At 71.9% G+C, this 20,269-nt stretch carries 18 protein-coding genes and 1 pseudogene; 8 read left to right on the top strand and 11 right to left on the bottom strand.

From position 1 onward, the window contains the following. Window positions 1-159 precede the first annotated feature (159 nt). The 3 genes and pseudogenes from mhpA to ACSP97_RS36080 all read right to left on the bottom strand — a co-directional run bounded on the left by mhpA (window position 160) and on the right by ACSP97_RS36080 (window position 3,869). Window positions 160-1,742: pseudogene (mhpA, locus tag ACSP97_RS36090) on the bottom strand (bifunctional 3-(3-hydroxy-phenyl)propionate/3-hydroxycinnamic acid hydroxylase MhpA). A gap of 7 nt (window positions 1,743-1,749) precedes the next feature. Further along, window positions 1,750-2,700: a fumarylacetoacetate hydrolase family protein gene (locus ACSP97_RS36085; protein WP_355329029.1), complete on the bottom strand. Its 951-nt coding sequence runs from the start codon at window positions 2,698-2,700 to the stop codon at window positions 1,750-1,752. Window positions 2,701-2,723: 23 nt separating this feature from the next. Then, a complete protein-coding gene (locus tag ACSP97_RS36080) occupies window positions 2,724-3,869 on the bottom strand; it encodes a VOC family protein (protein WP_440555967.1) in 1,146 nt (381 codons plus the stop codon). A 135-nt stretch (window positions 3,870-4,004) separates the two neighbouring features. Here ACSP97_RS36080 and ACSP97_RS36075 point away from each other — a divergent pair, with 135 nt between their 5' ends. Next, complete coding sequence (locus ACSP97_RS36075) at window positions 4,005-4,640, top strand: TetR/AcrR family transcriptional regulator (RefSeq protein ID WP_440555966.1); 636 nt, start codon at window positions 4,005-4,007, stop codon at window positions 4,638-4,640. Between the two features lie 236 nt (window positions 4,641-4,876). Here ACSP97_RS36075 and ACSP97_RS36070 read toward each other — a convergent pair whose 3' ends face one another. After that, window positions 4,877-5,578, bottom strand: a complete 702-nt coding sequence (locus ACSP97_RS36070) for a FadR/GntR family transcriptional regulator (protein ID WP_440555965.1) — start codon at window positions 5,576-5,578, stop codon at window positions 4,877-4,879. Window positions 5,579-5,808: 230 nt separating this feature from the next. Between ACSP97_RS36070 and ACSP97_RS36065 the strand changes: the two genes are divergently transcribed. From ACSP97_RS36065 to ACSP97_RS36050, 4 genes are read left to right on the top strand one after another with little or no spacing between them, the layout of a single operon-like run. After that, a complete protein-coding gene (locus ACSP97_RS36065) occupies window positions 5,809-6,531 on the top strand; it encodes a GntR family transcriptional regulator (protein ID WP_355329023.1) in 723 nt (240 codons plus the stop codon). Beyond that, window positions 6,528-7,520, top strand: a complete 993-nt coding sequence (locus ACSP97_RS36060) for an ADP-ribosylglycohydrolase family protein (RefSeq protein ID WP_355329021.1) — start codon at window positions 6,528-6,530, stop codon at window positions 7,518-7,520. Before ACSP97_RS36065 ends, ACSP97_RS36060 begins: the two co-directional genes overlap by 4 nt. Window positions 7,521-7,579: 59 nt before the next feature. Next, a complete protein-coding gene (locus ACSP97_RS36055; protein ID WP_355527402.1) occupies window positions 7,580-9,055 on the top strand; it encodes a purine-cytosine permease family protein in 1,476 nt (491 codons plus the stop codon). Beyond that, window positions 9,052-10,017: a PfkB family carbohydrate kinase gene (locus tag ACSP97_RS36050; RefSeq protein WP_358676587.1), complete on the top strand. Its 966-nt coding sequence runs from the start codon at window positions 9,052-9,054 to the stop codon at window positions 10,015-10,017. The genes ACSP97_RS36055 and ACSP97_RS36050 overlap by 4 nt, the downstream gene beginning before the upstream one ends. A 121-nt stretch (window positions 10,018-10,138) precedes the next feature. Here ACSP97_RS36050 and ACSP97_RS36045 read toward each other — a convergent pair whose 3' ends face one another. Further along, window positions 10,139-10,885, bottom strand: a complete 747-nt coding sequence (locus tag ACSP97_RS36045) for an SDR family oxidoreductase (RefSeq protein WP_440555964.1) — start codon at window positions 10,883-10,885, stop codon at window positions 10,139-10,141. Between the two features lie 89 nt (window positions 10,886-10,974). Between ACSP97_RS36045 and ACSP97_RS36040 the strand changes: the two genes are divergently transcribed. Further along, entirely contained in the window at window positions 10,975-11,583 is a 609-nt protein-coding gene (locus tag ACSP97_RS36040) for a TetR/AcrR family transcriptional regulator (protein ID WP_440555963.1), read from the top strand. A gap of 218 nt (window positions 11,584-11,801) precedes the next feature. On the opposite strand, the gene ACSP97_RS36035 is transcribed toward ACSP97_RS36040, so the two are convergent. Continuing rightward, window positions 11,802-12,701, bottom strand: coding sequence for a LysR family transcriptional regulator (locus tag ACSP97_RS36035; protein ID WP_355329017.1), 900 nt, complete (start codon window positions 12,699-12,701; stop codon window positions 11,802-11,804). A 185-nt stretch (window positions 12,702-12,886) separates the two neighbouring features. Here ACSP97_RS36035 and ACSP97_RS36030 point away from each other — a divergent pair, with 185 nt between their 5' ends. Next, window positions 12,887-14,155, top strand: a complete 1,269-nt coding sequence (locus tag ACSP97_RS36030) for an MFS transporter (protein WP_440555962.1) — start codon at window positions 12,887-12,889, stop codon at window positions 14,153-14,155. 104 nt (window positions 14,156-14,259) lie between these two features. Continuing rightward, window positions 14,260-15,105 carry an aldo/keto reductase gene (locus ACSP97_RS36025; RefSeq protein ID WP_440555961.1) on the top strand — a complete coding sequence of 282 codons (846 nt, stop codon included), beginning with the start codon at window positions 14,260-14,262 and terminating at the stop codon, window positions 15,103-15,105. A 26-nt stretch (window positions 15,106-15,131) separates the two neighbouring features. Here the strand turns inward: ACSP97_RS36025 and ACSP97_RS36020 are convergent, their stop codons facing one another. From ACSP97_RS36020 to ACSP97_RS36000, 5 genes are all read right to left on the bottom strand, one after another. Then, window positions 15,132-16,076, bottom strand: a complete 945-nt coding sequence (locus ACSP97_RS36020; protein WP_440555960.1) for a PfkB family carbohydrate kinase — start codon at window positions 16,074-16,076, stop codon at window positions 15,132-15,134. 115 nt (window positions 16,077-16,191) lie between these two features. Beyond that, window positions 16,192-17,193, bottom strand: a complete 1,002-nt coding sequence (locus ACSP97_RS36015; protein ID WP_355527416.1) for an SIS domain-containing protein — start codon at window positions 17,191-17,193, stop codon at window positions 16,192-16,194. A gap of 85 nt (window positions 17,194-17,278) precedes the next feature. Further along, window positions 17,279-18,124: an ABC transporter permease gene (locus ACSP97_RS36010; RefSeq protein ID WP_355527418.1), complete on the bottom strand. Its 846-nt coding sequence runs from the start codon at window positions 18,122-18,124 to the stop codon at window positions 17,279-17,281. Further along, complete coding sequence (locus ACSP97_RS36005) at window positions 18,121-19,029, bottom strand: ABC transporter permease (protein WP_355151804.1); 909 nt, start codon at window positions 19,027-19,029, stop codon at window positions 18,121-18,123. Before ACSP97_RS36005 ends, ACSP97_RS36010 begins: the two co-directional genes overlap by 4 nt. Further along, window positions 18,993-20,264: a polyamine ABC transporter substrate-binding protein gene (locus ACSP97_RS36000; RefSeq protein ID WP_355151805.1), complete on the bottom strand. Its 1,272-nt coding sequence runs from the start codon at window positions 20,262-20,264 to the stop codon at window positions 18,993-18,995. Before ACSP97_RS36000 ends, ACSP97_RS36005 begins: the two co-directional genes overlap by 37 nt. Window positions 20,265-20,269 lie beyond the last annotated feature (5 nt).

Genomic DNA, 20,269 nt, shown 5'->3' with positions numbered 1-20,269 from the left:
CGATGATCGCCAGATCCTCGTCGACCAGGTCGCGCGGGGCGTGGTGGGCGTAATTGGGGGTGGCGCCAGCGCACCATCGGGCGATGTCCTGGAGCCGGGCGAACTCCGCGAGGCGACTGGCGGCCGCCGTCTGCCGATCGGGGGTGAAGAAGGGCGTGCTCATCGCGTCGTCCTTCTCAATAGGCTTTTCAGGGCCGTCCTCCGGCAGGAACAGGGCTTCGGGTGGTGTGCAGCAGGGCCGCCCAGTCAGCGGTCGAGGTGAAGTCGCCTCCCCCGGCCGGGACGACGTCCAGGACCACGCGGTCGGGGCGCAGCAGTACGGCGTCCGCGCGTCCGGCGCGCATCCAGGCGGCGAGGGCGCCGTCGTCGCCGAGGTCGGTCACGCGGAGCGCGCGTATGCCGAGGCCGTGGGCGAGCGCGGTCAGTGAGGGGCCGGGGTCGGCGGCGGTCAGGACGGTGAAGGAGTCGCCGAGCAGCTCGTCGAGACGCGTACGCCGTCCGTCGACGCTCACCCACGGTTGCGGACAGTGCGTGCCCGCCAGGCCCCGGCGGACCCCGCGCCGCACGAGAGGGCCGACGGTCAGAGGCGGGCTGAGGTCGCGGCCGGCCAGTTCGGTCAGGCCGGGTATGCGGCAGACCGCGGCCAGCGCCCTGCGGCGAAGGGCGGCGGCGCCGTCCTGGCCGCCGGTCATGGCCCAGCCCATGGCGACCGCGAGGCGGATGACATGCCGTGCGTGTGGCTTGCGTTCATGCTCGTAGGTGTCCAACAGCTTTTCCTGAGCGCCTCGTTGGAGGACGCGGGCGAGCTTCCAGGTGAGGTTGTAGGCGTCCCGCAGGCCCGAGCACAGGCCCTGCCCGATGAACGGCGGGGTGAGGTGGGCGGCATCGCCGAGCAGGAAGACCCGTCCGCTGCGCCAACGGTCGGCGACGCGTGCCCGGAAGGTGTACCGCGTCTCGCGGACGACCTCGAAGTCCCCGTCGTACGAGGGTGGCAGCCACGCAGCGACCAACTCGCGGACCGGCTGCTGCGCTCCCTCGCGCAGCCGGAACTCCCAGCGGTAGCGGTCCTCGCCCACCCGCATGAAGGTGGCGGGCCGGTGCGGGTCGCAGACCTGGTCGACGCCCTCCCAGCAGCGGACGTCGGCCGTCGTGCGGACGTCGATGACGGTCCAGCGTTCCTCGAAGCGCAGGTCCTCCCAGGCCGCTCCGATGGCTTCGCGGGTGAGGCTGTTCGCGCCGTCGCAGCCGAGCACCGCGTCGGCCCACACCTCGTGCTCGCCGGCGTCGTCGCGGTAGGCGACCCGTACGGGACCGGTGGTGTCGGGGCCGATGCCGGTGACCTCCACGCCACCCCTGAGTTCGCACTCCGGGCGCCGGGCCAGGGCGTCGCGCAGCACGTGTTCCAGTTCGGGCTGGTCGAACATGCTGGTCTGCGGATAGCCGTGCAGGCCGTGCCCGGTACGGCGGAACTCGGCCATCACCCGGTGCCGGGCGTCCAGCAGCCGCAGCCCGTTCGCCGGGCGGGCGATCGCGGCGAACTCCTCGCCGACGCCCGCGGCCTGCAGGATCCTGCGCACCTCGTCGTCGGTGGCGACGGCGCGTGGAAGCGGGTAGACGCCCTGGTGGCGTTCGAGGACGACACTGCGGACTCCGCGCCGGGCCAGGAGGAGGGCGGCGGTCACGCCCGCCGGCCCGGCGCCGACGATCACGACGGGCACACGTGCGGCTTCATCGACGGTCATGTGCGGCTCACCCCGGGTGTCGGTTCGCGTCCGTGACGGGCGTGCGCTGCTCGCCGAGGTCGATCCGGCCGTCCGGGGTCGCGATCGTCGCCCTGATGACATCACCCGCGTGCAGGTAGTGCGGGTTCTTCGCCTGGCTCTTGAAGAACGCCTTCCACTTCACGGCGGGCGGCAGCAGCGCGCCGATCTTCTCCACCGCCTTGGGCGGGGCCTTCAGCGCCGTGCCGCCGGGGGTTCCGGTGAGCAGCAGGTCGCCAGGGTCGAGGGTCTGGAAGCGGGACAGCAGGGTCAACGCCTGCGCCGGGCGGACGATCATGTCGGCGAGAGTGCGGTCCTGGCGCAGCTCGCCGTTGACGCTCAGCTTCAGCCGCAGGTCGAGGAGACGGGAGAAGTCCTCCGGCTCCAGCAGGGCCAGGTACGGGCCGGTCGGGGTGAAGGTGGGGTACGACTTGCTCTCGTAGAACTGCGTCCTGGTCAGCTGTACCTCACGGGCGCTGACGTCGTTGGTGATCACCAGTCCGGCGACGTACGAGGGCAGGTCCCGCTCCTCGACGACCGTGCCGACGGGCAGGGGCGCGCCCATGACCAGGCCCAACTCGATTTCGTAGTCGAGGAACTGCACGTGCGCGGGGCGGACGACGGCCTCGCCGGGGCCGCTGACCGAGCCGGACGCCTTGCGGAAGAAAGCGGGCGGGATGTCGCCGGTGAACCCGGAGTCGCGGGCGTGGCTGCGGTAGTTGACCATCTGGGCGACCACCCGGCAGGGCGTGGTGACGGGCGCGAGCGCGACCAGGTCGGCCACGGGCGTGCCGGGCTCGCGGGAGGCGGCGGCCTCGCGCACGGCGGCGCGGTCGGCCAGCAGTTCGGCGGTGGTCACGGCCTTGGTCTCGACGGGGACGGCCCGGTCGCCGCGGACGACCCACCAGCCGTCGGCGGTGCGCAGGACATTGGTGCTCATGACGTGGCTCTCTGTGAAGGGGGTCAGGAGTTGGCGGCCTTGAGCAGGCCGAAGAGTCGTGCCGGGTCCATCTCGTTGTCGCCGCGCAGGGCTTCGATGACGTCGCGGAGGCGCTGTGGGGAGGGGCTCGCGCCGAGGAAGTCCCGGGTGGCCGGCGGCCCCCACTGTGCGAGGCCGCTGGTGGACATCGGGGCCCAGCCGGGTTCGACGTCGCAGGAGAACAGGTCGCCGTCGGCGAAGTGCTCCAGCATGAAGCGATCGGGGTCGCGCCAGTAGTCGAACAGCTGGCTGCCCTGGATGTGTCGGCCGATGCCCCAACTGCGCCTGTAGCCGCGCTCCTTGAGGTACTCGCCGCCGGCGGCGATCGAGTCCAGGTCGGTGACCTGGTAGGCGGAGTGGACGTAACCCGTGCCCGGGCCCAGGTGCATGGCGAGGGTGTGGTGATCGGCCGGCACGCTGCCCAGGTCGCAGCGGACGAACGCCATCGTCGGGCCGCGGTCGCGCTGTCCGTCCAGGAACAGGAAGTCGGACACGATCATGCCGAGCGTGTCCAGGTACCAGTCCAAGGCGCGGGCGAACACGCGGGTCTCGAGCACCACATGGCCCAGCCGCTGGATACGGGACGGCTCGCGCGGCGGGCGCTGCGCGGCGTTCGTACGACGGTGATTCGTGCCGAAGTTGAGCAGTAGCGGCTGCTGTTCCGGCAGTGCGGGGAGTTGTTCGCCGCAGTGCACGACCTGTACCGGGAAGCCCGAGGGGTCGAGCAGGTCGACCACCTTGCCGCCGCCGGGCACGTCGCTCTCCCGTACCGCCGTCCCCGTGGCACGGGCCAGCCGGTCCAGGTCGGCCCGCTCGGCAGCCCGGAACGCCGGGCCGATGAAGCGGGAGGTACGCCCCTTGCGGATCACCATGCAGGGTGAGCCGGCGAAGGTGCCGCGCAACCACAGCTCCCGCTCGGTGCGGGCGGCGACGCCGAACCCGAAGTCCCGGGCGAACACCTCGGCGCGGTCCAGGTCGGGCTTCTGGAACTCCAGCCAGGCCAGGTCGGCCACCTTGATCACCGGGTTTCGGGAGCGGCCGGGATGTTCGCCGCGCAGGGCGCCCTGCTCGCTGTGAAGGTCCTGGTGGGCCGTGATGACGTCGGCCCCGGTGACGCGGGTTTCAGACATGGTGCCCTCCGAGCGGCATTGCCCTATTGAGGAAATCATCAACTATGACAGTTCTGTCGTCAATACGTTCACGGCAGGACATGATGAATTCATCAGGACTGCGATCGTCGTCGTCCCGGTGGTTAGACTCTGCGCATGTCTACGTCAGCCCCGCCCAGCAACCGGTTCGAGCGGCGTCGCACGGAAACCCGCAGGGCTCTTGTGCGAGCGGCCCGGCAGATACTCGCCGAGACCGGGGACACCAGCGCCAGCATCCAGGCGATCGCCGAGCGCGCGGATGTGGGCTTCGGCTCCTTCTACAACCACTTCGACTCCAAGGCGGAGTTGTTCGAGGCGGCGGTGGTGGACGCCCTGGAGGAGTTCGGCCAGAACTTCGACGAGCGCCTGGCCGGGATCGACGACCCGGCGGAGCTCGTCGCGGCGGGCTTCCGGCTCAGCGCCCGGATGGCCGATTCCCACCCGGAGCTGATGCAGGTCCTGCGCCGCCGCGGACTGGGGCACATCCACTCGGACAACGGACTGGTTCGCCGGGCACGGCGCGATCTCCAGGTCGGCATCACCTCCGGCCGTTTCACCACCCTCGACCCGACGGTCGCCCTGTCCGTACTGGGCGGAACCCTGCTGTCCCTGGTGGAGCTGCGTTTCGCCCGCCCCGAGGTGGACGGCGACGACGCCGCGGTGAACCTCGCCGAGATGGTCCTGCGCATGCTGGGGCTGCCGGTGGACGACGCCCACGAGGTCGCTCGGCGCCCCCTGCCCGACCTCGACTGACGGCACTAGCCGGACGGCGGGTCCGGGAGGAAGGTGACCGAGCGGCCGGTGAAGCGGGCGTCGGTCCCCTCTCCGTGGCCGCGACCGACCGCAGACGGAGCCCGGGGAACCTTGTTCCAGCGGAATGGGGTCGTCCAGGGCGCGGAGGAAGCAGTTCGCCAGCCTGGGGTGCGGGCTCTGCGCTCGCACCCCACGCCGCCGGTCCGCGCAGGGTCCGGCAGCGTAGGGCGGGGGCGTCACCGTTCCCGCGTCGCCCCCGCCTCGTGGTCGCGGGTGAGCCGGACGATGGCCGCCGCCGCGTCACGGGCGCCGTCCGCGTCCCGGGCCTCGATCGCGTCGACGAGCCGTCGGTGCAGTTCGGCGTGCGCCTCGGCGCCCGCGGCGTCCCAGGGCAGACCGCCCGGGGACGCGGTGAGAGCCGTGCCGAGATGGTCGTACACCTCGACCAGGAGGTCGTTCCCGCTCGCCCGTACGACGGCCCGGTGGAACAGCGCGTCCACGCTGGTGGCCGCGGTCGCGTCCTGACCCGCGCAGGCCGCGTCCGCGTCGGCCAGCAGCTCCCTGAGCCCGCGCAACTGTTCCTCGCTGCGGCGCAGGGCGGCGGCTCCCGAGGCGTACTCCTCGAGGATGGTGCGCAGTTCGAGCACGCTGTCCCGGTCCGCGGAACCGGCTCGCCGCACCATGACCGCCTGGAGTTCGCTGGAGGCGCGGACGTACGTGCCGTCCCCGATCCGGCATTCGAGCATGCCCAGGTGGACGAGCGCGCCGATCGCCTCCCGCAGCGTGCTGCGCCCGACGCCGAGTTCCTCCATGAGGGCCTGCTCCGAGGGGATCCGCGTGCCCACCGGCCACCCGCCCGCCTCGATGTGCGAGCGGAGGCTGTCCACGAGCTGCGAGGCCAGACTGGCGGTCCTTCGCGGTGTGCTGATGCGTTTCATGGGCCCGACTCTATACAGACATCAGACGTTTGAACATCTGATGCTGGACGTCGAACACCACCACCTCGCGGATGGCGTTGCGAACACGCGTCCGATGAGCGGCTCTGGGGACACGCACGGCTTCCCGGCCGGACGCCGGCGCACCCTCTCCTCGCGTTCGCTCCTCGCTTCCGCAAAAAAGAGGCCGGAAGCTATGGACCTGGTGCCGCCTGTCCCCCTACTGTCTAGACATGCCTGGACAGGTACACAAGCATCATCGCATCGCCCGCGTCCTCGCCGACGAGATCCGCGCCGGAGTGCATACCGACGGCAGCAGACTCCCCGGCGAGCACGCCCTCACCCAGCGCTTCGGCGTCAGTCGCACCACCCTGCGACAGGCACTCCAGGTGCTCGGCGAGGAGGGGCTCATCGCCACACACGCCGGGATCGGCTCGTTCGTCACCTTCGACGGCGGGGCCCCGCTGGACCACCGCCTCGGCTGGACCCGGGCGCTCGCCGAGCAGGGTACCGAGCTGACCACGGAGACCATCAGGTTCGAGCAGGTCACGGACGACGCCCTGGCCGCGGAGCTGGGGCTGGCGTCGAGCGCGTTCATCGCCCTCGACCGGGTCAGGAAGCTGCCGGACGGGCAGGGCGTCTCCCTGGAACACAGCAGGGTGCCGGCCACCGCGGAACTGGCCGGACTGCCCGAGCGCGGCCTCGACGGGGGTTCGCTCAGCCGGACCCTGGTCGCCGCCGGCCGTATCACCGAGTCCGGTGAGGGGCTGGTGACGGTGCGCGGGCTGGACGCGGCCGAGGCCGCCCTGCTGCACCGCGCGCAGGGCGAGTCCTTCCTGCGTCTGAGCCAGGTGTACCGGGCCGCCGACGGCTCGGTCGTCGAGCACGTCACCAGCCTGCTCGACCCGGCCAGGTTCGAACTGCACATCCGATCGGGCCGAGGAGGCCGACTGTGACCGACCCGCTCGACCGCGCCCTCGGCGCCTACTACGGGCTCGCCCTCGGCGACGCCCTCGGGATGCCCACCCAGTCGATGTCCCGCCAGGACGTCGTCCGGTGCTACGGCACCCTGACCGGTTTCGTCCCCGCTCATCCCGACAACCCCATCAGCGGGGGGATGCCGGCCGGTTCCGTCACGGACGACACCGACCAGGCCGTGATCGTGGGCCGGCTCATCGCCGAGGGCCGGGGCCGGATCGACCCGCTGCGACTCGCCCAGGAACTCCTCGACTGGGAGAAGGAGATGAAGGCCAACGGCTCCTTCGACCTCCTGGGCCCGTCCACCAAGGCCGCCCTGGACGCGGTGGCCCGTGGCGTCCCGCCGCACGAGGCGGGGCGCACCGGCACGACGAACGGCGCCGCCATGCGCGTCACCCCGGTCGGCATCGCCTGCGCCGTCGAGCCGCTGGACGCCTTCCTCGACCATGTCGTGGAGTCCTGCCAGGTCACGCACGACACCGGCATCGGCATCGCGGGCGCCGCCGCGGTCGCCGCCGCCGTCAGTACCGGCGTCGGCGGTGGCACCCTGGACGAGGCCGTCGCCGCCGCGGTGGGCGCGGCCCGCGCCGGTGCACGGCGCGGGCACTGGGTCGCGGGGGCCGACATCGCCACCCGCGTGGCCTGGGCGTGGGACCTGGTCCGGGGTCTCCCGCGGGCCGAGGCCCTCGACCGGATCGTCACCCTGGTCGGCACCAGCGTCGCCAGCCAGGAGTCCGTACCCGCCGCCTTCGCGGTCCTCTCCGTGGCCGAGGGCGATCCCTGGCAGGCCGCCCTGCTCGCCGCCAACCTCGGTGGCGACAGCGACACCATCGGCGCGATCGCCGGTGCCATCGCCGGTTCGGTCACCGGTCTCGCGGCACTGCCCGCCGAGGCCGTCGGGACCCTCCGTGCGGTCAACTCCCTCGACCTGGAAGCCCTGACGGGTGAGCTGCTAGCCCTGCGCTGACCGCCCGCCCCTTCCCTTCCCTCCGCCCGCTCCCCCGCACACCGCAAGGAGGTTCCGTCATGACCGCTTCGAAGACGAACGATCGCGTCGGCGCCGTTGAGACCCGAGGAATCGAGCCGGTTCCCGAAAGCGAACGGCACGGCCGGGCCGGCCAGATGTTCTGGACCTGGTTCGCCGCCAACATCAGCATCCTGGGACTGCCCCTGGGCGCCACGCTCGTCGCCTTCCGCGGCCTGAACATCTGGCAGTCGGTGCTCGTCGCCGTCGTCGGGGCCTTCGGTTCCTTCGCGCTCGTGGGGGCCCTGAGCCTGGCGGGCAAGAAGGGCGGCGCGCCCGCCCTGACCCTGTCCCGCTCGGTCTTCGGCCAGCGCGGCAACGCGGGGCCGACCCTGATCAGCTGGCTCAGCCGGGTCGGCTGGGAGACGATCTCCACCACGACGGCGGCGTACGCGCTGCTGGCACTGCTGGACACCGCGTTCGGCGTCGGCCGGAACACCGTGCTCACCATCGTCTGCCTGCTGGTCTTCATCGGCTGCACGCTGCTGATCAGCGGCCTCGGCCACGCCACCATCATGTGGATCAACAAGTGGGCCACGGTCGTCTTCGGCCTGCTGAACCTGGTCGTGATGGGCTTCCTGGCCGCCACCGTCGACTGGACCAAGGTCCTGGACACCCCGGCGGGCCCGGCCAGCGCAGTGGTCGCGGGCATCGGGTTCATCGCCTCGGGCACCGGCATCGGCTGGGCCAACGCCGGCGCGGACTACGCCCGCTACCTGCCCCGCGCGATCCCGGGCCGCAGACTGATCACCGCCTCGGCGTTCGGCGCGGGCATCCCGCTGGTCCTGCTGATCTCGCTCGGCTCGCTGCTCTCGGCGGGCGACGGGTCCCTGGCCACCGCCGCCGACCCGGTCGCGGCGATCAACGCGATGCTGCCCTCCTGGATGGCGATCCCCTACCTCGTGGCGGCCTTCGGCGGACTGCTGATGTCGAACCACCTGTCCACCTACTCGGCCGGCCTCACGATGATCACCCTCGGTCTGCGGGTGCCGCGGGCCGCCGCCGTCGCCCTCGACGTGGTGCTGATGTTCGCCGGCGGCATCTACTTCATGCTGATCGCCGACGACTTCTACGGGCCGTTCTCCACCTTCCTGACCCTGCTGGCCGTGCCCATCTCGGCCTGGATCGGAGTCATCGCGGTGGACTCGCTGTGGGGCCGCTCCTACGACTCCGAGGCGCTGATGGACACCACCCGCACCAGCCGGTACTGGTACTCGGGCGGCTTCCGGATCCCCGCCGTCGCCGGCTGGGCCGCCGCCATCGTCGCCGGACTGCTCTTCACCAAGGCGTCCACCAGTGACACCGACGTGTGGTTCGCGGGTCCGCTCGCGCACACCTGGCTCGGTGTGAACGGGCTCGGCTGGGCCGTCTCGATGGCCGTCGGCGCCGCGGTCTACGCACTGTTCGGGCGCCGCCCCGGCGCCGCGGACCGCGACGGCGCGACCGACTCCCCCACGCTTCAGGAGGTCCGGCGATGAACCGCCGACTCGTGCTGGCCGGCAATGTCATCGCCGACCTGGTCATCGAGGTGCCCGCGCTGCCCGAACGCGGTGGCGACGTCATCGGCACCCGCACCGAGACCACGGCAGGCGGTGGCTTCAACACCCTCGTGGCGGCCCGCCGCCTGGGCACGGAGGCCGTCTTCGCCGGTCTGCACGGCACGGGCCGGCACGGCGACCTGGTCCGGGAGGCGCTCGCCGCCGAGCACATCGTGCCGCTGCTGCCCGCCCGCACGGACGGCGACACCGGCTTCACCGTGGCCCTGATCGACGGCGGCGGCGAGCGGACCTTCGTGACCAGCTTCGGCGTCGAGGCCACCCTCACCCGGTCGGACCTCGACGCCGTGGCCGCGCGGCTGCTCCCCGGCGACCTGCTCCAGCTCTCCGGCTACGGGCTGGTGCTGCCGGGGAACGGCCCGCTGCTGTCCGCGTTCACGGCCGGGCTGCCGGCGGACATCACCGTCTGCCTGGACCCGGCGCCGCTGGTGGCCGACATCCCCGAGGCCGTACTCACGCCCGTCCTGGCCCGCACCGACTGGCTCAGCGCCAACGCCCGCGAAGCCCGGCTGCTGTCCGGGCACGAGGACCCGCGGGCCGCCGCCACGGCGCTGCGGGACCGGCTCGCGCCGGGAGCGGGGGTGCTCGTCCGGGCCGACAAGGACGGCTGCTGGCTGGCGGCGCCCGGCGAAGCCCCGGTGCACGTGCCGGGCTTCCCCGTGCAGGCGGTGGACAGCAACGGCGCCGGAGACGCGCACGTCGGCTCGTTCCTCGCCCTGCTCGGGCAGGGCCACGACCCGCTGACCGCCGCGCGCGGTGCCAACGCCGCCGCTGCCTACGCGGTGACCCGGAGCGGCCCCGCCACCGCACCGAACCGCAGGGAACTGGCACGCTTCCTCGGTGACGACCCTGTCGCACACCGGCTCTTCGGGCGGCGCCCGTAGCACCGGAGCCGCTGTCCGATGAGGGACGGGGACAGCCCCGCCCGTCATCGGACAGCGGCAGCGGCGGACTGTCCCCGGCGACGACTCGCCCGCGACGGTTCGGGACTCCGCGTGACGGGGTTCAGAACTGGTTCTCACCGCCGTTGACGTGCAGGGTGGTACCGAGCATGAAACTGCTGTCCGCGGAGGCGAGGAAGGCCACGGCGGCGGCGACCTCCTCCGGGCGTCCCCTGCGGCCGATCGGAACTCCCGCCGCGAGTTCCGCCTTGACGGCGTCCGCGTTCTCCTCGCCGATGGCGATGTCGACTCCGGGGGTGTCGATCGCGCCCGGCGCGACCGTGTTGACCCGGACGCCCCTGCCCTTCAGCTCGTTGGCCCAGGTCCGCGCGAGGGACCGGATCGCGGCCTTCGACGCCGCGTACAGGCCGAAGGCCTCCCGGCCGTCGTCGGCGCGGATGGAGTCGTTGATGATCACCGAGGCGCCGTCGTTGAGCAGCGGCAGCGCCTTCTGCACGGTGCGCAGTGTGCCCCGGACATTGACGCCGAAGATCTGATCGAACTGTTCCTCGGTAGCCTGTTCCAACGGGCCGAGCGTGGCCGTGCCCGCGTTGGCGAAGAGGACGTCCAGGCCTCGGCCACGGTCACGGACCGCTTCGTACAGCCGGTCCAGGTCGGCCGGCCGCGCTATGTCGCCGGGGACCGCGGTGACGGAGTCACCGATCGATTCGACGGCCCTGTCGAGCGCCTCCTTGCGCCGGCCGGTGATGAACACATGGGCGCCCTCGGACGCCAGCCGCGCCGCGGTGGCCAGGCCGATTCCGGTACTGCCGCCGGTGACAACGGCGGTCTTGCCTTCCAGCTGCCCCATGCCTGAACTCCTCAGATTTAGATACCGGTCGGTGCAGAACTAACCGTAGCACTTCTGTACCGATCGGTATCCAGGGATGGGGTGAGGCCGTGGAGATCACCCGGAAAGCGCCTCTCGGCCGACCGGGGGGCTTCGACGCCGACGAGGCCCTGGAGCGGGCGTTGACGGTCTTCTGGGAGCAGGGCTACGAAGGCGCGAGCCTGACCGACCTGACCCACGCCATGGGCATCACCCGCGAAAGCATGTACGCGGCCTTCGGCAACAAGGAGGAGCTGTTCCGCAAGGCCCTGGAGCGCCGCACCGAAGGCCCCGCCGCCTATGCCGCCCGCGCCATGGAAGAACCGAGCGCCCGCGAGGTGGCCGCGGCGTTCCTCGCCGGCTCGGTCAGCGCGACCACCCGCCCCGGCTGCCCCGCCGGATGCCTCGGCGTACCGGGCTCGCCGGCCGCCGGCGACTCCGGCCGGGCGGCCCAGGACGCCCTGATCGCCTGGCGCGACGAGGGCCGTGCCCGCCTGCGTCACCGGTTCCAGCAGGCCGTCGACGAGGGTGACCTACCGCCCGGCTCGGATCCGGAGCTGCTCGCCCGATACGTCATGACGGTGCCGAACGGCATCGCCGTCCAGGCCGCCGGCGGCGCCACCCGCTCCGAACTCCAGCAGGTGGCCGACGCGATGCTGCAGAACTGGCCGCCCGCCTGACCGGCCGCCAGGTCGGCGCCTCCGCCCCGCCATTGGCCCGCGCGGCCTCCCCCTGCGCAACGTGTGGCGGCAGAGGCCGGACCGGTGCGAGCCCACGACGCCTGCGGACCGCAGCAGCGCGAGCATCAGGGGATGCTCCGGCAGATGTCGCGGCCTGAGCGAGGCGAACGCGGCGGCCCGACGGCACCGACGGGTGACTTCCTGGCGCGGTCCGGGCGTCACAGGGCGATGACGTGGAGGTCGACCAGGTCGAGCAGCGCCCGCAGAGCCGAGCTGGGCCGCCGGGTCGACGACGTGCCGAGATGCATGCTCCAGCGGAGCGTGGTGTCCTGGACGTCCTGGACGTCCAGGACGTGCAGGCCGGGGGTGCGGGCGACGGCGAACGCGGGCAGGAAGGCGATGCCCAGACCGTGCCGGACCAGAGCCGCCCCCATGTCGATGTCGGGCACTTCCAGTGCCACCCGGCGTACGACGCCCGCCGCCGCGAACGCCCGGTCGACCACCTCGCGGTTGCCGTAGCCCGGCGGGAAGTCCACGAAGGGCTCCCCCGCGAGATCCGCGAGCGCCACCTTTCCCCGCTGCGCCAGCGGATGGGTGGCGCTCACCACCAGGACGAGCGGCACGGTGGCCAGCTCCCGTGCGTCGATCCCGGCGGGCTTGCGTTCGGGCAGCGACAGGAAGGCCACGTCCAGGTCCCCGCCGAGCAGCGCCTGCGCCAGTCCCGCCGAGCCGGCCGTCGCCAGCCGCAGCCGGACGTCGATCGCCGGGTGCCGCGCGTGCAGCTGTCCCAGGAGTGCAGGCAGGTCCACCACTTCGACCGAGGCCATGGCACCCACGTTCACCGTGCCGCGCAGTGTGTCCTGTGCGGCGCGCACGGCGTCCTGGGCGGCCTGCGCGGCGTGCAGGGTGGCCCGAGCCTCCGGCAGCAGCGCGGCGCCCGCCCCGGTGAGCCGGACCTGCTGCGAGGTGCGCTCGAACAGCGCGCAGCCGAGCTCGCGCTCCAGCGAGCGGATCGCGGCGGACACCCCCGACTGCACCACATGCAGCCGACGGGCGGCACGCGTGAAACTCAGCTCCTCGGCGACCGCGATGAAGTGCTCCAGGTGACGTAGCTCCACCCGACAAGTATCACTCGCATTGCTGGAGCCCAGCAAAAACATTCGTTGGCGTTGATCCTGGCTGGTGAGGAGGATGGAAAGCGTCATCCATTTCCACCCGAGGAGGGGTACCCCTGCCTGCCGTACCGACGCCGCTGAGCCGTCCCACAACCGACGCTCCCGGCGACCCGACCCACCGGATTCCAGTGCCCGCTTCCGCCGACCTGCCGCCCCGCGTCCCCGTGCGGCGCCGTGCCTCGCACACGACCGGCTTCTGGTTCGTGGCGGTTGCCTTCACCGTGCTGATGGCCTTCGGCACCGCGCCGACCCCCCTGTGGCCGCTGTACGAGGCCCGGGACCACTTCGGCGCGACCACGGTCACGGTGGCGTACGCCTCGATGGTCGTGGGCGCCGCGGCCGCCTTCCTGGGGCTGGGACACCTCTCGGACCGGCTCGGCCGGCGGCGCATCATCGTCCCGGCGCTGCTGGTCGGTATCGTCGCGTCGGTCGTACTGATGGCGTGGCGGGACCTGCCGGGGCTGCTGGCGGGCAGGATCCTGAACGGTGTCGGACTGGGGCTGATGGCCTCGACCGCGACGACGTACCTGCACGACCTCCACCACGAGGCGCGTCCGGAACGGAGCGGTTCGGTGCTGCCCGGCATCGTGGCGACCGCCGCCAACCTCGGCGGCCTGGCCTCGGGGCCCCTGGTCGCCGGAGCCGTCGCGCAGTGGCTTCCCGCGCCCCTGATCACCGCCCAGGCGATCTTCACCCTCGCCATGGCCGTGTGCCTGGCGCTGGTGCTGTCCACCCCGGAGACCGTGGACCTGGAGCTGCCCGCGACCGAACCGCCCAGCAGGTTCGTCCTGCGGCCCGGCGGCGGACGGACGTTCGGCGCGGCCGGCGCGCTGGGCGCCTTCGCCTTCGCGATTCTCGGCCTGATCTCCTCCCTCGGGGCGAGCGTGCTCCACGGCACCCTGCACACCGACTCGCACCTCGTGGCCGGCCTGGCGGCCTTCCTCATGTTCGGTTCCGCGGCGGCCGGCCAACTGGTGCTGGGCCGCCTCCCCCTGCCCCGGGTCCTGACCGTCGGGGCAGTGGTCTTCCCGGTCGGACTGGCGCTGTGCGCCGTCGCCCTCTACCACCCGGCGCTCTGGCTGTACCTGGTAGCCGTGTCCTTGTCGGGAGCCGGCTCCGGGCTGCTGTTCAAGGGAGGTGTCGAACGTGCCGTCTCAGTGGCCGAGCCCGCCTCACGCGCGGGGGTCCTCGCCGTGTTCTTCGTCGTCGCGTACCTGGGAATGGGCCTGCCCTCCGTCCTGTTCAGCATCGCCCTGCGGCACTTCGCCGTGCAGACCGCGATGATCGGCTTCGCGGCGGTCCTCTCCTGCGGCGCCGTCGTGTCGGTGGTCCTCGCGTCGCGGGATCGCGCACCCGGTCCCGGCGAGCTCCCGGCGCAGCCCGCTCGCCCCTCCTGACCTCCCTGCGGCGCATCCGGCCCCGGTCGTCTGGGAGGCGCGGACCTGGGCACCCGGTGCGGGTGCGCGCGTGACGCGCATCCGCGGCGGACGGGAGGCCCGAGATGTCTGCGGAATCGGCCAGAACGATCGCGCTCCCCTCCGGTGAGGAGATCGGGGCGCTCGGGCAGGGCACCTGGTACCTGGGCGAGGACCCGGCCCGGCGAGAACAGGAGATCGCCGCACTGCGGCTGGGCGTGGATCTGGGCATGACCGTCGTCGACACGGCGGAGATGTACGGCGACGGCGCAGCCGAGGAACTCGTCGGCGAGGCCCTCCGGGAACGCCGGGAGGAGATCTTCCTCGTCAGCAAGGTACTGCCCGGCCACGCCGACCGGAAAGGCACCGTCGCCGCCTGCGAGCGCAGCCTGCGGCGCCTGCGTACGGAACGGCTGGACCTCTACCTGCTGCACTGGCGGGGACGGTGGCCACTGGAGGAGACCCTTGCGGGGTTCACCGAGCTGATGGAGGCGGAGAAGATCCGCTACTGGGGCGTGAGCAACCTGGACGTCACCGACATGACCGAACTGGCCGCCCTCCCCAACGGCGACGCCGTGGCCGCCGACCAGGTGCTGTACAACCTTGCCCGGCGCGGCATCGAGTGGGATCTGCTCCCCTGGTGCCGCCAGGCCGGGGTGACGGCCATGGCCTACTCCCCGATCGAGCAGGGGCGACTCCTGAAGGGCGGCGCTTTGACTGCCGTGGCCCGGGCCCTCGGAGCCACGCCGGCCCAGGTGGCCCTCGCCTGGGTGCTGGAACAGGGGGTGGCCGCGATCCCGCGTTCCGGATCACCCGACCACGTGCGGGAGAACCGCGGCGCACAGGACCTCCGCCTTCCCCCCGAGGCGCTCGACGCCCTCGACCAGGCGTTCCCGCCGCCCGACGGGCCCACACCCCTGGAGATGCTCTGACGCGGAACGCGCGGGCGGGTAGGCGCTCAGACCGGGCGAATGGGGGCGACGGCGGCGGAGCCGGGCACGGCCTGCGCGGCGGGCCCGGCTCCATGTCCGGCCCTCGTCGCCGGCGTCGGCCAGCCGCAACCGAAGGCGGCCTCCACGAAGCACTGGTGGTACGCCGCCTCCGCGCCCTGCCGCAGGGCGTCCCGCAGGGCCGCCGGGGCAGGTGGCACCCGCCGGGACCATCCGTCGCGCAGCAGCGCCACGGCGAACCCGGCGAGAAAGGCGTCTCCGCAGCCCATCGTGTCGCAGACGGAGTCGGGGTCCGCAGCGCGGGCCGGCGCGACGACCGTGGTCCGGCCGTCGTACGCGATCGCCCCGTGCAGCCCTCGGGTGGCCAGCGCCATCCCGGCCCCCCGGTCCACGGCCTCGGCGAGCAGGGCCCGGGTGGCGGCCTCGTCCAGGTGTGAGCACGACAGCAGCGCGAGGTCCAGGTGCGGGCAGACCCGGTCGAGATAAGCGGGTGTACGGAACTCCTCCTCGTCGGAGAAGTCGAAGCTGAGCAGTGGGCCGGCCGTCGCGAGCAGCGGGAGTTCGGCCTCGGTGCCGGAGTAGACGCTGGAGTGCACCAGGCTGAACGAGGCTGCGTACGCGAGCAGACCTGGGGTGACGGGGAGAGGGGCGTGGACGGCTGCACCGCCGGGTTCGTAGCCGAGGAAGACCCGGTCGCCGTCCCGCACGTGCAGGGTGGAGACCGAGGTCGCGCCGTGGCGCACGACGCTGTGGTCCACGGTGACGCCCTGCGCCGCCACGGCCGCGCGCAGTCTGGTGCCGAGGTCGTCGTCGCCGAACACCCCCGCATAGGCGGCGTCCAGACCGAGCTGGTGGGCGTAGACGGCGACGTTGACGCAGTTGCCGCCGGGGTAGTCGGTGCCGCGGTCCACGAAGCGGTCGACGGTGTTGTCGCCGAAACCGAGGACTTTCATCAGGGTCTCCCGAGGCGCGGGCGCGGTACGCGGGGGCACGGCGCCCGCCGTGGGCGCGCCGGTGCCGGGGCACCGGCGCGCGGGGCGGATGGACGAGGGGGAACCGGCCGGAGGTTCAGTAGTCCATGACGCGGTAGTAGCGGCGCAGGTCGAGTGAGTGGTCGCGGACCCGCTCGAGGTGCTTGCTGACCCGGTCCATCACGGTGTCGAGCACCAGCGGGGCGAGCAGTCCGCGGAACTCGGGGCTGATGCCCTCCAGAGGATAGTCGCGTGTGTCGAAGACGGTGACGTCCTTGGAGACGCGCTTGGCGAACGCCTCGGCCCGGTCGGTCAGCGCCCGGGTCTCGTCCTCACCCTGGAAGACGATGACGCTGGTGTTCTCCTCCAGCAGCTCCAGCGAGCCGTGGAAGAACTCCGCGCTGTGCACACGAGTCGTGCGCAGCCACTGCATCTCCTCGAGGATGCACATCGAGTACAGGTAGGTGAATCCCCACAGGTTCCCGCCGCCGACGAGGAAGTGGTAGTCGGTGTCCTTGTGGGCCTCGGCGAAGTCGGACGCCACCGGCTCGGCCTGCCGGGCGACGTCGACCAGGACGCGGGGCAGGACGCCCAGCTCGTCGGCGAGGCGCTCGTAGCCCTCGAACTCGCCCCGGCGGAAGAGCAGCCGGCCCATGAACAGCAGCAGCTGGACGTCGAACGGCCAGGCCTTGGGCTCGGAGATCAGCGCGGTGTCGACGCTCTGGGCGACGAGGGAGTCGGGGTAACCGGTGAAGCCGATCGTGTGGGCGCCCCGGGACTTGCAGTAGTCGATGGCGCGGAGGGTGTCATCGGTGGTGCCGGAGACGGAGGTGAAGACGGCGATGGTGCGCTCGCCGAGGCGGGCGTCGCCGGAGACGACGAGTTCGGCGGCGACGGCGGCCCGGACCGGCAACACCGAGGTGCGCCGGGCGAGGTGCTCGTAGGGCCACATCTGCGCGTACGTGCCGCCGGCGCCCACGAGGAGGACGTGGTCGTAGCCCTCGTCGGCCAGACGGTCGACGAGCTTCTCGATCTGGGGACGCAGCGCCAGCAGGCTCTTCGTCTGGGAGACGAACTCGGCTTCGTTGAACTTGAGCACGGTGATGACTTCCTCAAGGGTTGTTCCGCACCGGCCGGCGTGTGCCGGTGAGCCGGTGTTTCGTGGGCGCGGGGACCGGAGCGGGTCAGGCCGCGCGACGCCGGGAGAACAGCACGTTCGCCCCGGCGATGATCAGACCGCCGACGAAGATCAGCGTTCCCATGACGTTGACCTGCGGGGGCACGCCGGTACGGCTGGCGCTGTACACCCACAGCGGGAACGTGACCGTACGGCCGGCGTTGAAGCTGGTGATGACGTAGTCGTCGACGGACAGGGCGAAACAGAGCAGGGCGCCGGATGCCACGCCGGGCAGCAGCATCGGCAGGGTGACCAGCCGGAACGCTGTCCACGGGCCGGCTCCCAGGTCGCGGGCGGCCTCCTCCAGCGTCGGGTCGTGCCCCGCCATGCGCGCCCGTACGGTGATGGCGACGTAGGGGATGCAGAAGGCCACGTGCGCGATGACGATCGTCCAGTAGCCGCGAGGCACGCCCAGCACGATGAACAGCGACAGCAGCGCGGCGCCGAGGGCGATCTCGGGAGCCGCGATGGCGGCGAACATCAGCAGGTCCACCGAGCCCCGGCCGCGGAAGCGGTGCCGGCCGAGCGCCAGCCCGATCGGGGTGCCCAGGAGGGTGGCGACGACGGCGACGACCAGGGCGATGGTGAGGCTGTTGACCAGGGCGGAGGTCAGGTTGGGGATGGCGAACAGGTGCCGGTACCAGTTCAGGGTGAAGCCCTGCCAGGTGAAGTTCACCTTGCTGCCGGTGTCGTTGAACCCGAACAGGATCATGACCGCGATCGGCAGCAGCAGCCAGGCCAGCACCAACACGGTGTACAGGGTCAGCGTGGGGCGGCGCCGCGGGCGCCCGGTGCGCCGGGTGCGCGGTGCGGCGGGCGCGTCGGCCACGGGGGCGGCGGTTGTGGTCGTCATCGCGCTGCCGCCTCCAGGACCTCGTCGGTGCCCAGGGTCCGGGCGTAGGTGAACACGGCCAGCAGCAGTGCGCCCATGAGGACGAAGGACAGGGCGGAGGCGCCGGGGTAGTCGAGGTTGGTGAAGTACTCGGTCTGGATGATGTTGCCGATCATCGTGGTCGAGGGGCCGCCGAGGATGCCGGCGTTGACGTAGTCGGCGCAGGCCGGTACGAACGTCAGCAGCACGCCGGCGAAGACGCCGGGCAGCGACAGCGGCAGCACCACGCGCAGGAAGGTCTGCGCCCGGGAGGCGTACAGGTCGGTGGAGGCCTCGATCACCTTGGGGTCGACCCGTTCCAGGGCCACGTACACGGGCAGCACCATGAACGGCAGGAAGTTGTAGGTCAGGCCGCCGATCACCGCGTAGGGCGTCGCCAGCAGGTGGAAGTCGGCCGGGAGCAGGCCGATGTCCTTCAGCGGTCCGAGCAGGACGCCGTGGTCGGCGAGCACGACGTTCCAGGACTGGGTACGGATGACGAAGGACACGAAGAACGGCAACAGCAGCAGGAAGAGGAACACCGACTTGTGCCGGCCGGCCCGGAAGGCGATCCAGTAGGCCACCGGGTAGCCGACGGCGGCGCAGGCGACGGTCGCGGCGACGCCGTAGACCAGGGACCGGACCAGCTGCACGTGGTAGGTGCGGACCATGTCGGCGTAGGTGCCGAAGTGGAACGTCTGGCGGAAGCCGTCGATGAAGTTGCCGGTCTGCAGCGACAGCGACACCATCACGATGACGGGGGTGACGAAGAAGGCCGCCAGCCACAGCCAGCCCGGAAGGATCATCAGATAGGGGCCCAGTGCTTCCCCGGTGCGACGGCGCCGCCGGGTCAGGCCTGGTAGATCGGTTCGAACAGCGCGTTCCACTGCTTCTCCTCCTCTTCGTCGAGCACCCGCAGGCGGCGCAGCTTCGACTGGTCGGCCTTGGTCGGGAAGACCAGGGGGCTGGTGCCGAGGGCGTCCAGCACGGTGCGCCGTTTGCCGGTGGCGGCGTCCGCGTCGCGTGCGACGACCCGTTGCGCGGCGGGCACGGGGCAGACGAACTGCACGGTCTCGCTGATCTTCGCGGCGACGTCGGGCCGGTAGACGTAGTTCATGTAGGTGAGCGCGTCGACGGGGTGGGCGGCCGTCGACGGGATGCAGAGGTTGTCGGTCCAGAGCAGACCGCCCTCGTCCGGGATGACGAATTCCAGTCGCGAGCCGCTCTGGTTGGCCTGGAAGACGTCGCCCGAGTACACGAGCGAGGCCGCGAGGTCGCCGCGCTGGAGGGACGACTGGTAGGTCGAGGTGGAGTAGGAGCGGACCATGCCGGCGTCGCGCTGCTTGCGCAGCCAGGCCGCCGCCTTGCGCCAGTCGGCATGGGTGGACGTCTCCGGGTCCACCCCGACCGCCAGCAGCGCGATGTTGCCCATCTGCACGGCGTCGTTCCACATGCCGACTCTGCCGCGCAGCCTGGGGTCGAGCAGGTCCTGCCAACTGGTGATCTTCCGGCCCACCCGGGCCGGGTCGTAGCCGATGCCGGTCATGCCGGACTGCCAGGGGACGGTGTAGACGTTGCCGTGGTCGAAGGGCGTGTTCTTGAACGCCGCTCCGCCATACCGCGCGAAGTTGGGCAGGCGGCTGTGGTCGAGCGGGGCCAGGTAGCCGAGTTCGATGTACTTGCCGAGGTAGCTGTCGCCGCCGACGACCATCAGGTCGTAGCCGATGCCCTGGCCGGAGGCGAACTCCGGCTGGATCTTGCCGAACCAGGAGGCGCTGTCGTCGATCAGCTCGTCGTACGTGACCTCGATGCCGCTCTCGCGGGTGAAGGCGTCGAGGGTGGGGTGCTTGCTCTGGTCGGCCGGGTCGACGTCGATGTACTGCGTGTAGTTGACGAAGTCCAGCTTCCCGGACCGCTTCTTCCCGGTCCAGAAGTCGGTGACGGCGGCGGCGATCTCCGCTTTGCCGGTGGGGACGTGCACGCGGGCGCCGGGCACGCTGCAGGCGGCGAGCGGGGCCAGCGCGGCGGCGCCGGCCGCGGCGCGCAGCAGGCGGCGCCGCGTCCAGCCTTGCGGGGCCGGCGCGCCCGGCCGGGGCGCGAAGGGTGTGAAGTGCTCGGGCATGGTGG

Origin of the sequence: Streptomyces sp. SCPE 10, assembly GCF_051980735.1 — a bacterium.
GTDB lineage: Bacteria > Actinomycetota > Actinomycetes > Streptomycetales > Streptomycetaceae > Streptomyces > Streptomyces misionensis.
This window is presented reverse-complemented; position numbering and strand designations above follow the sequence as displayed.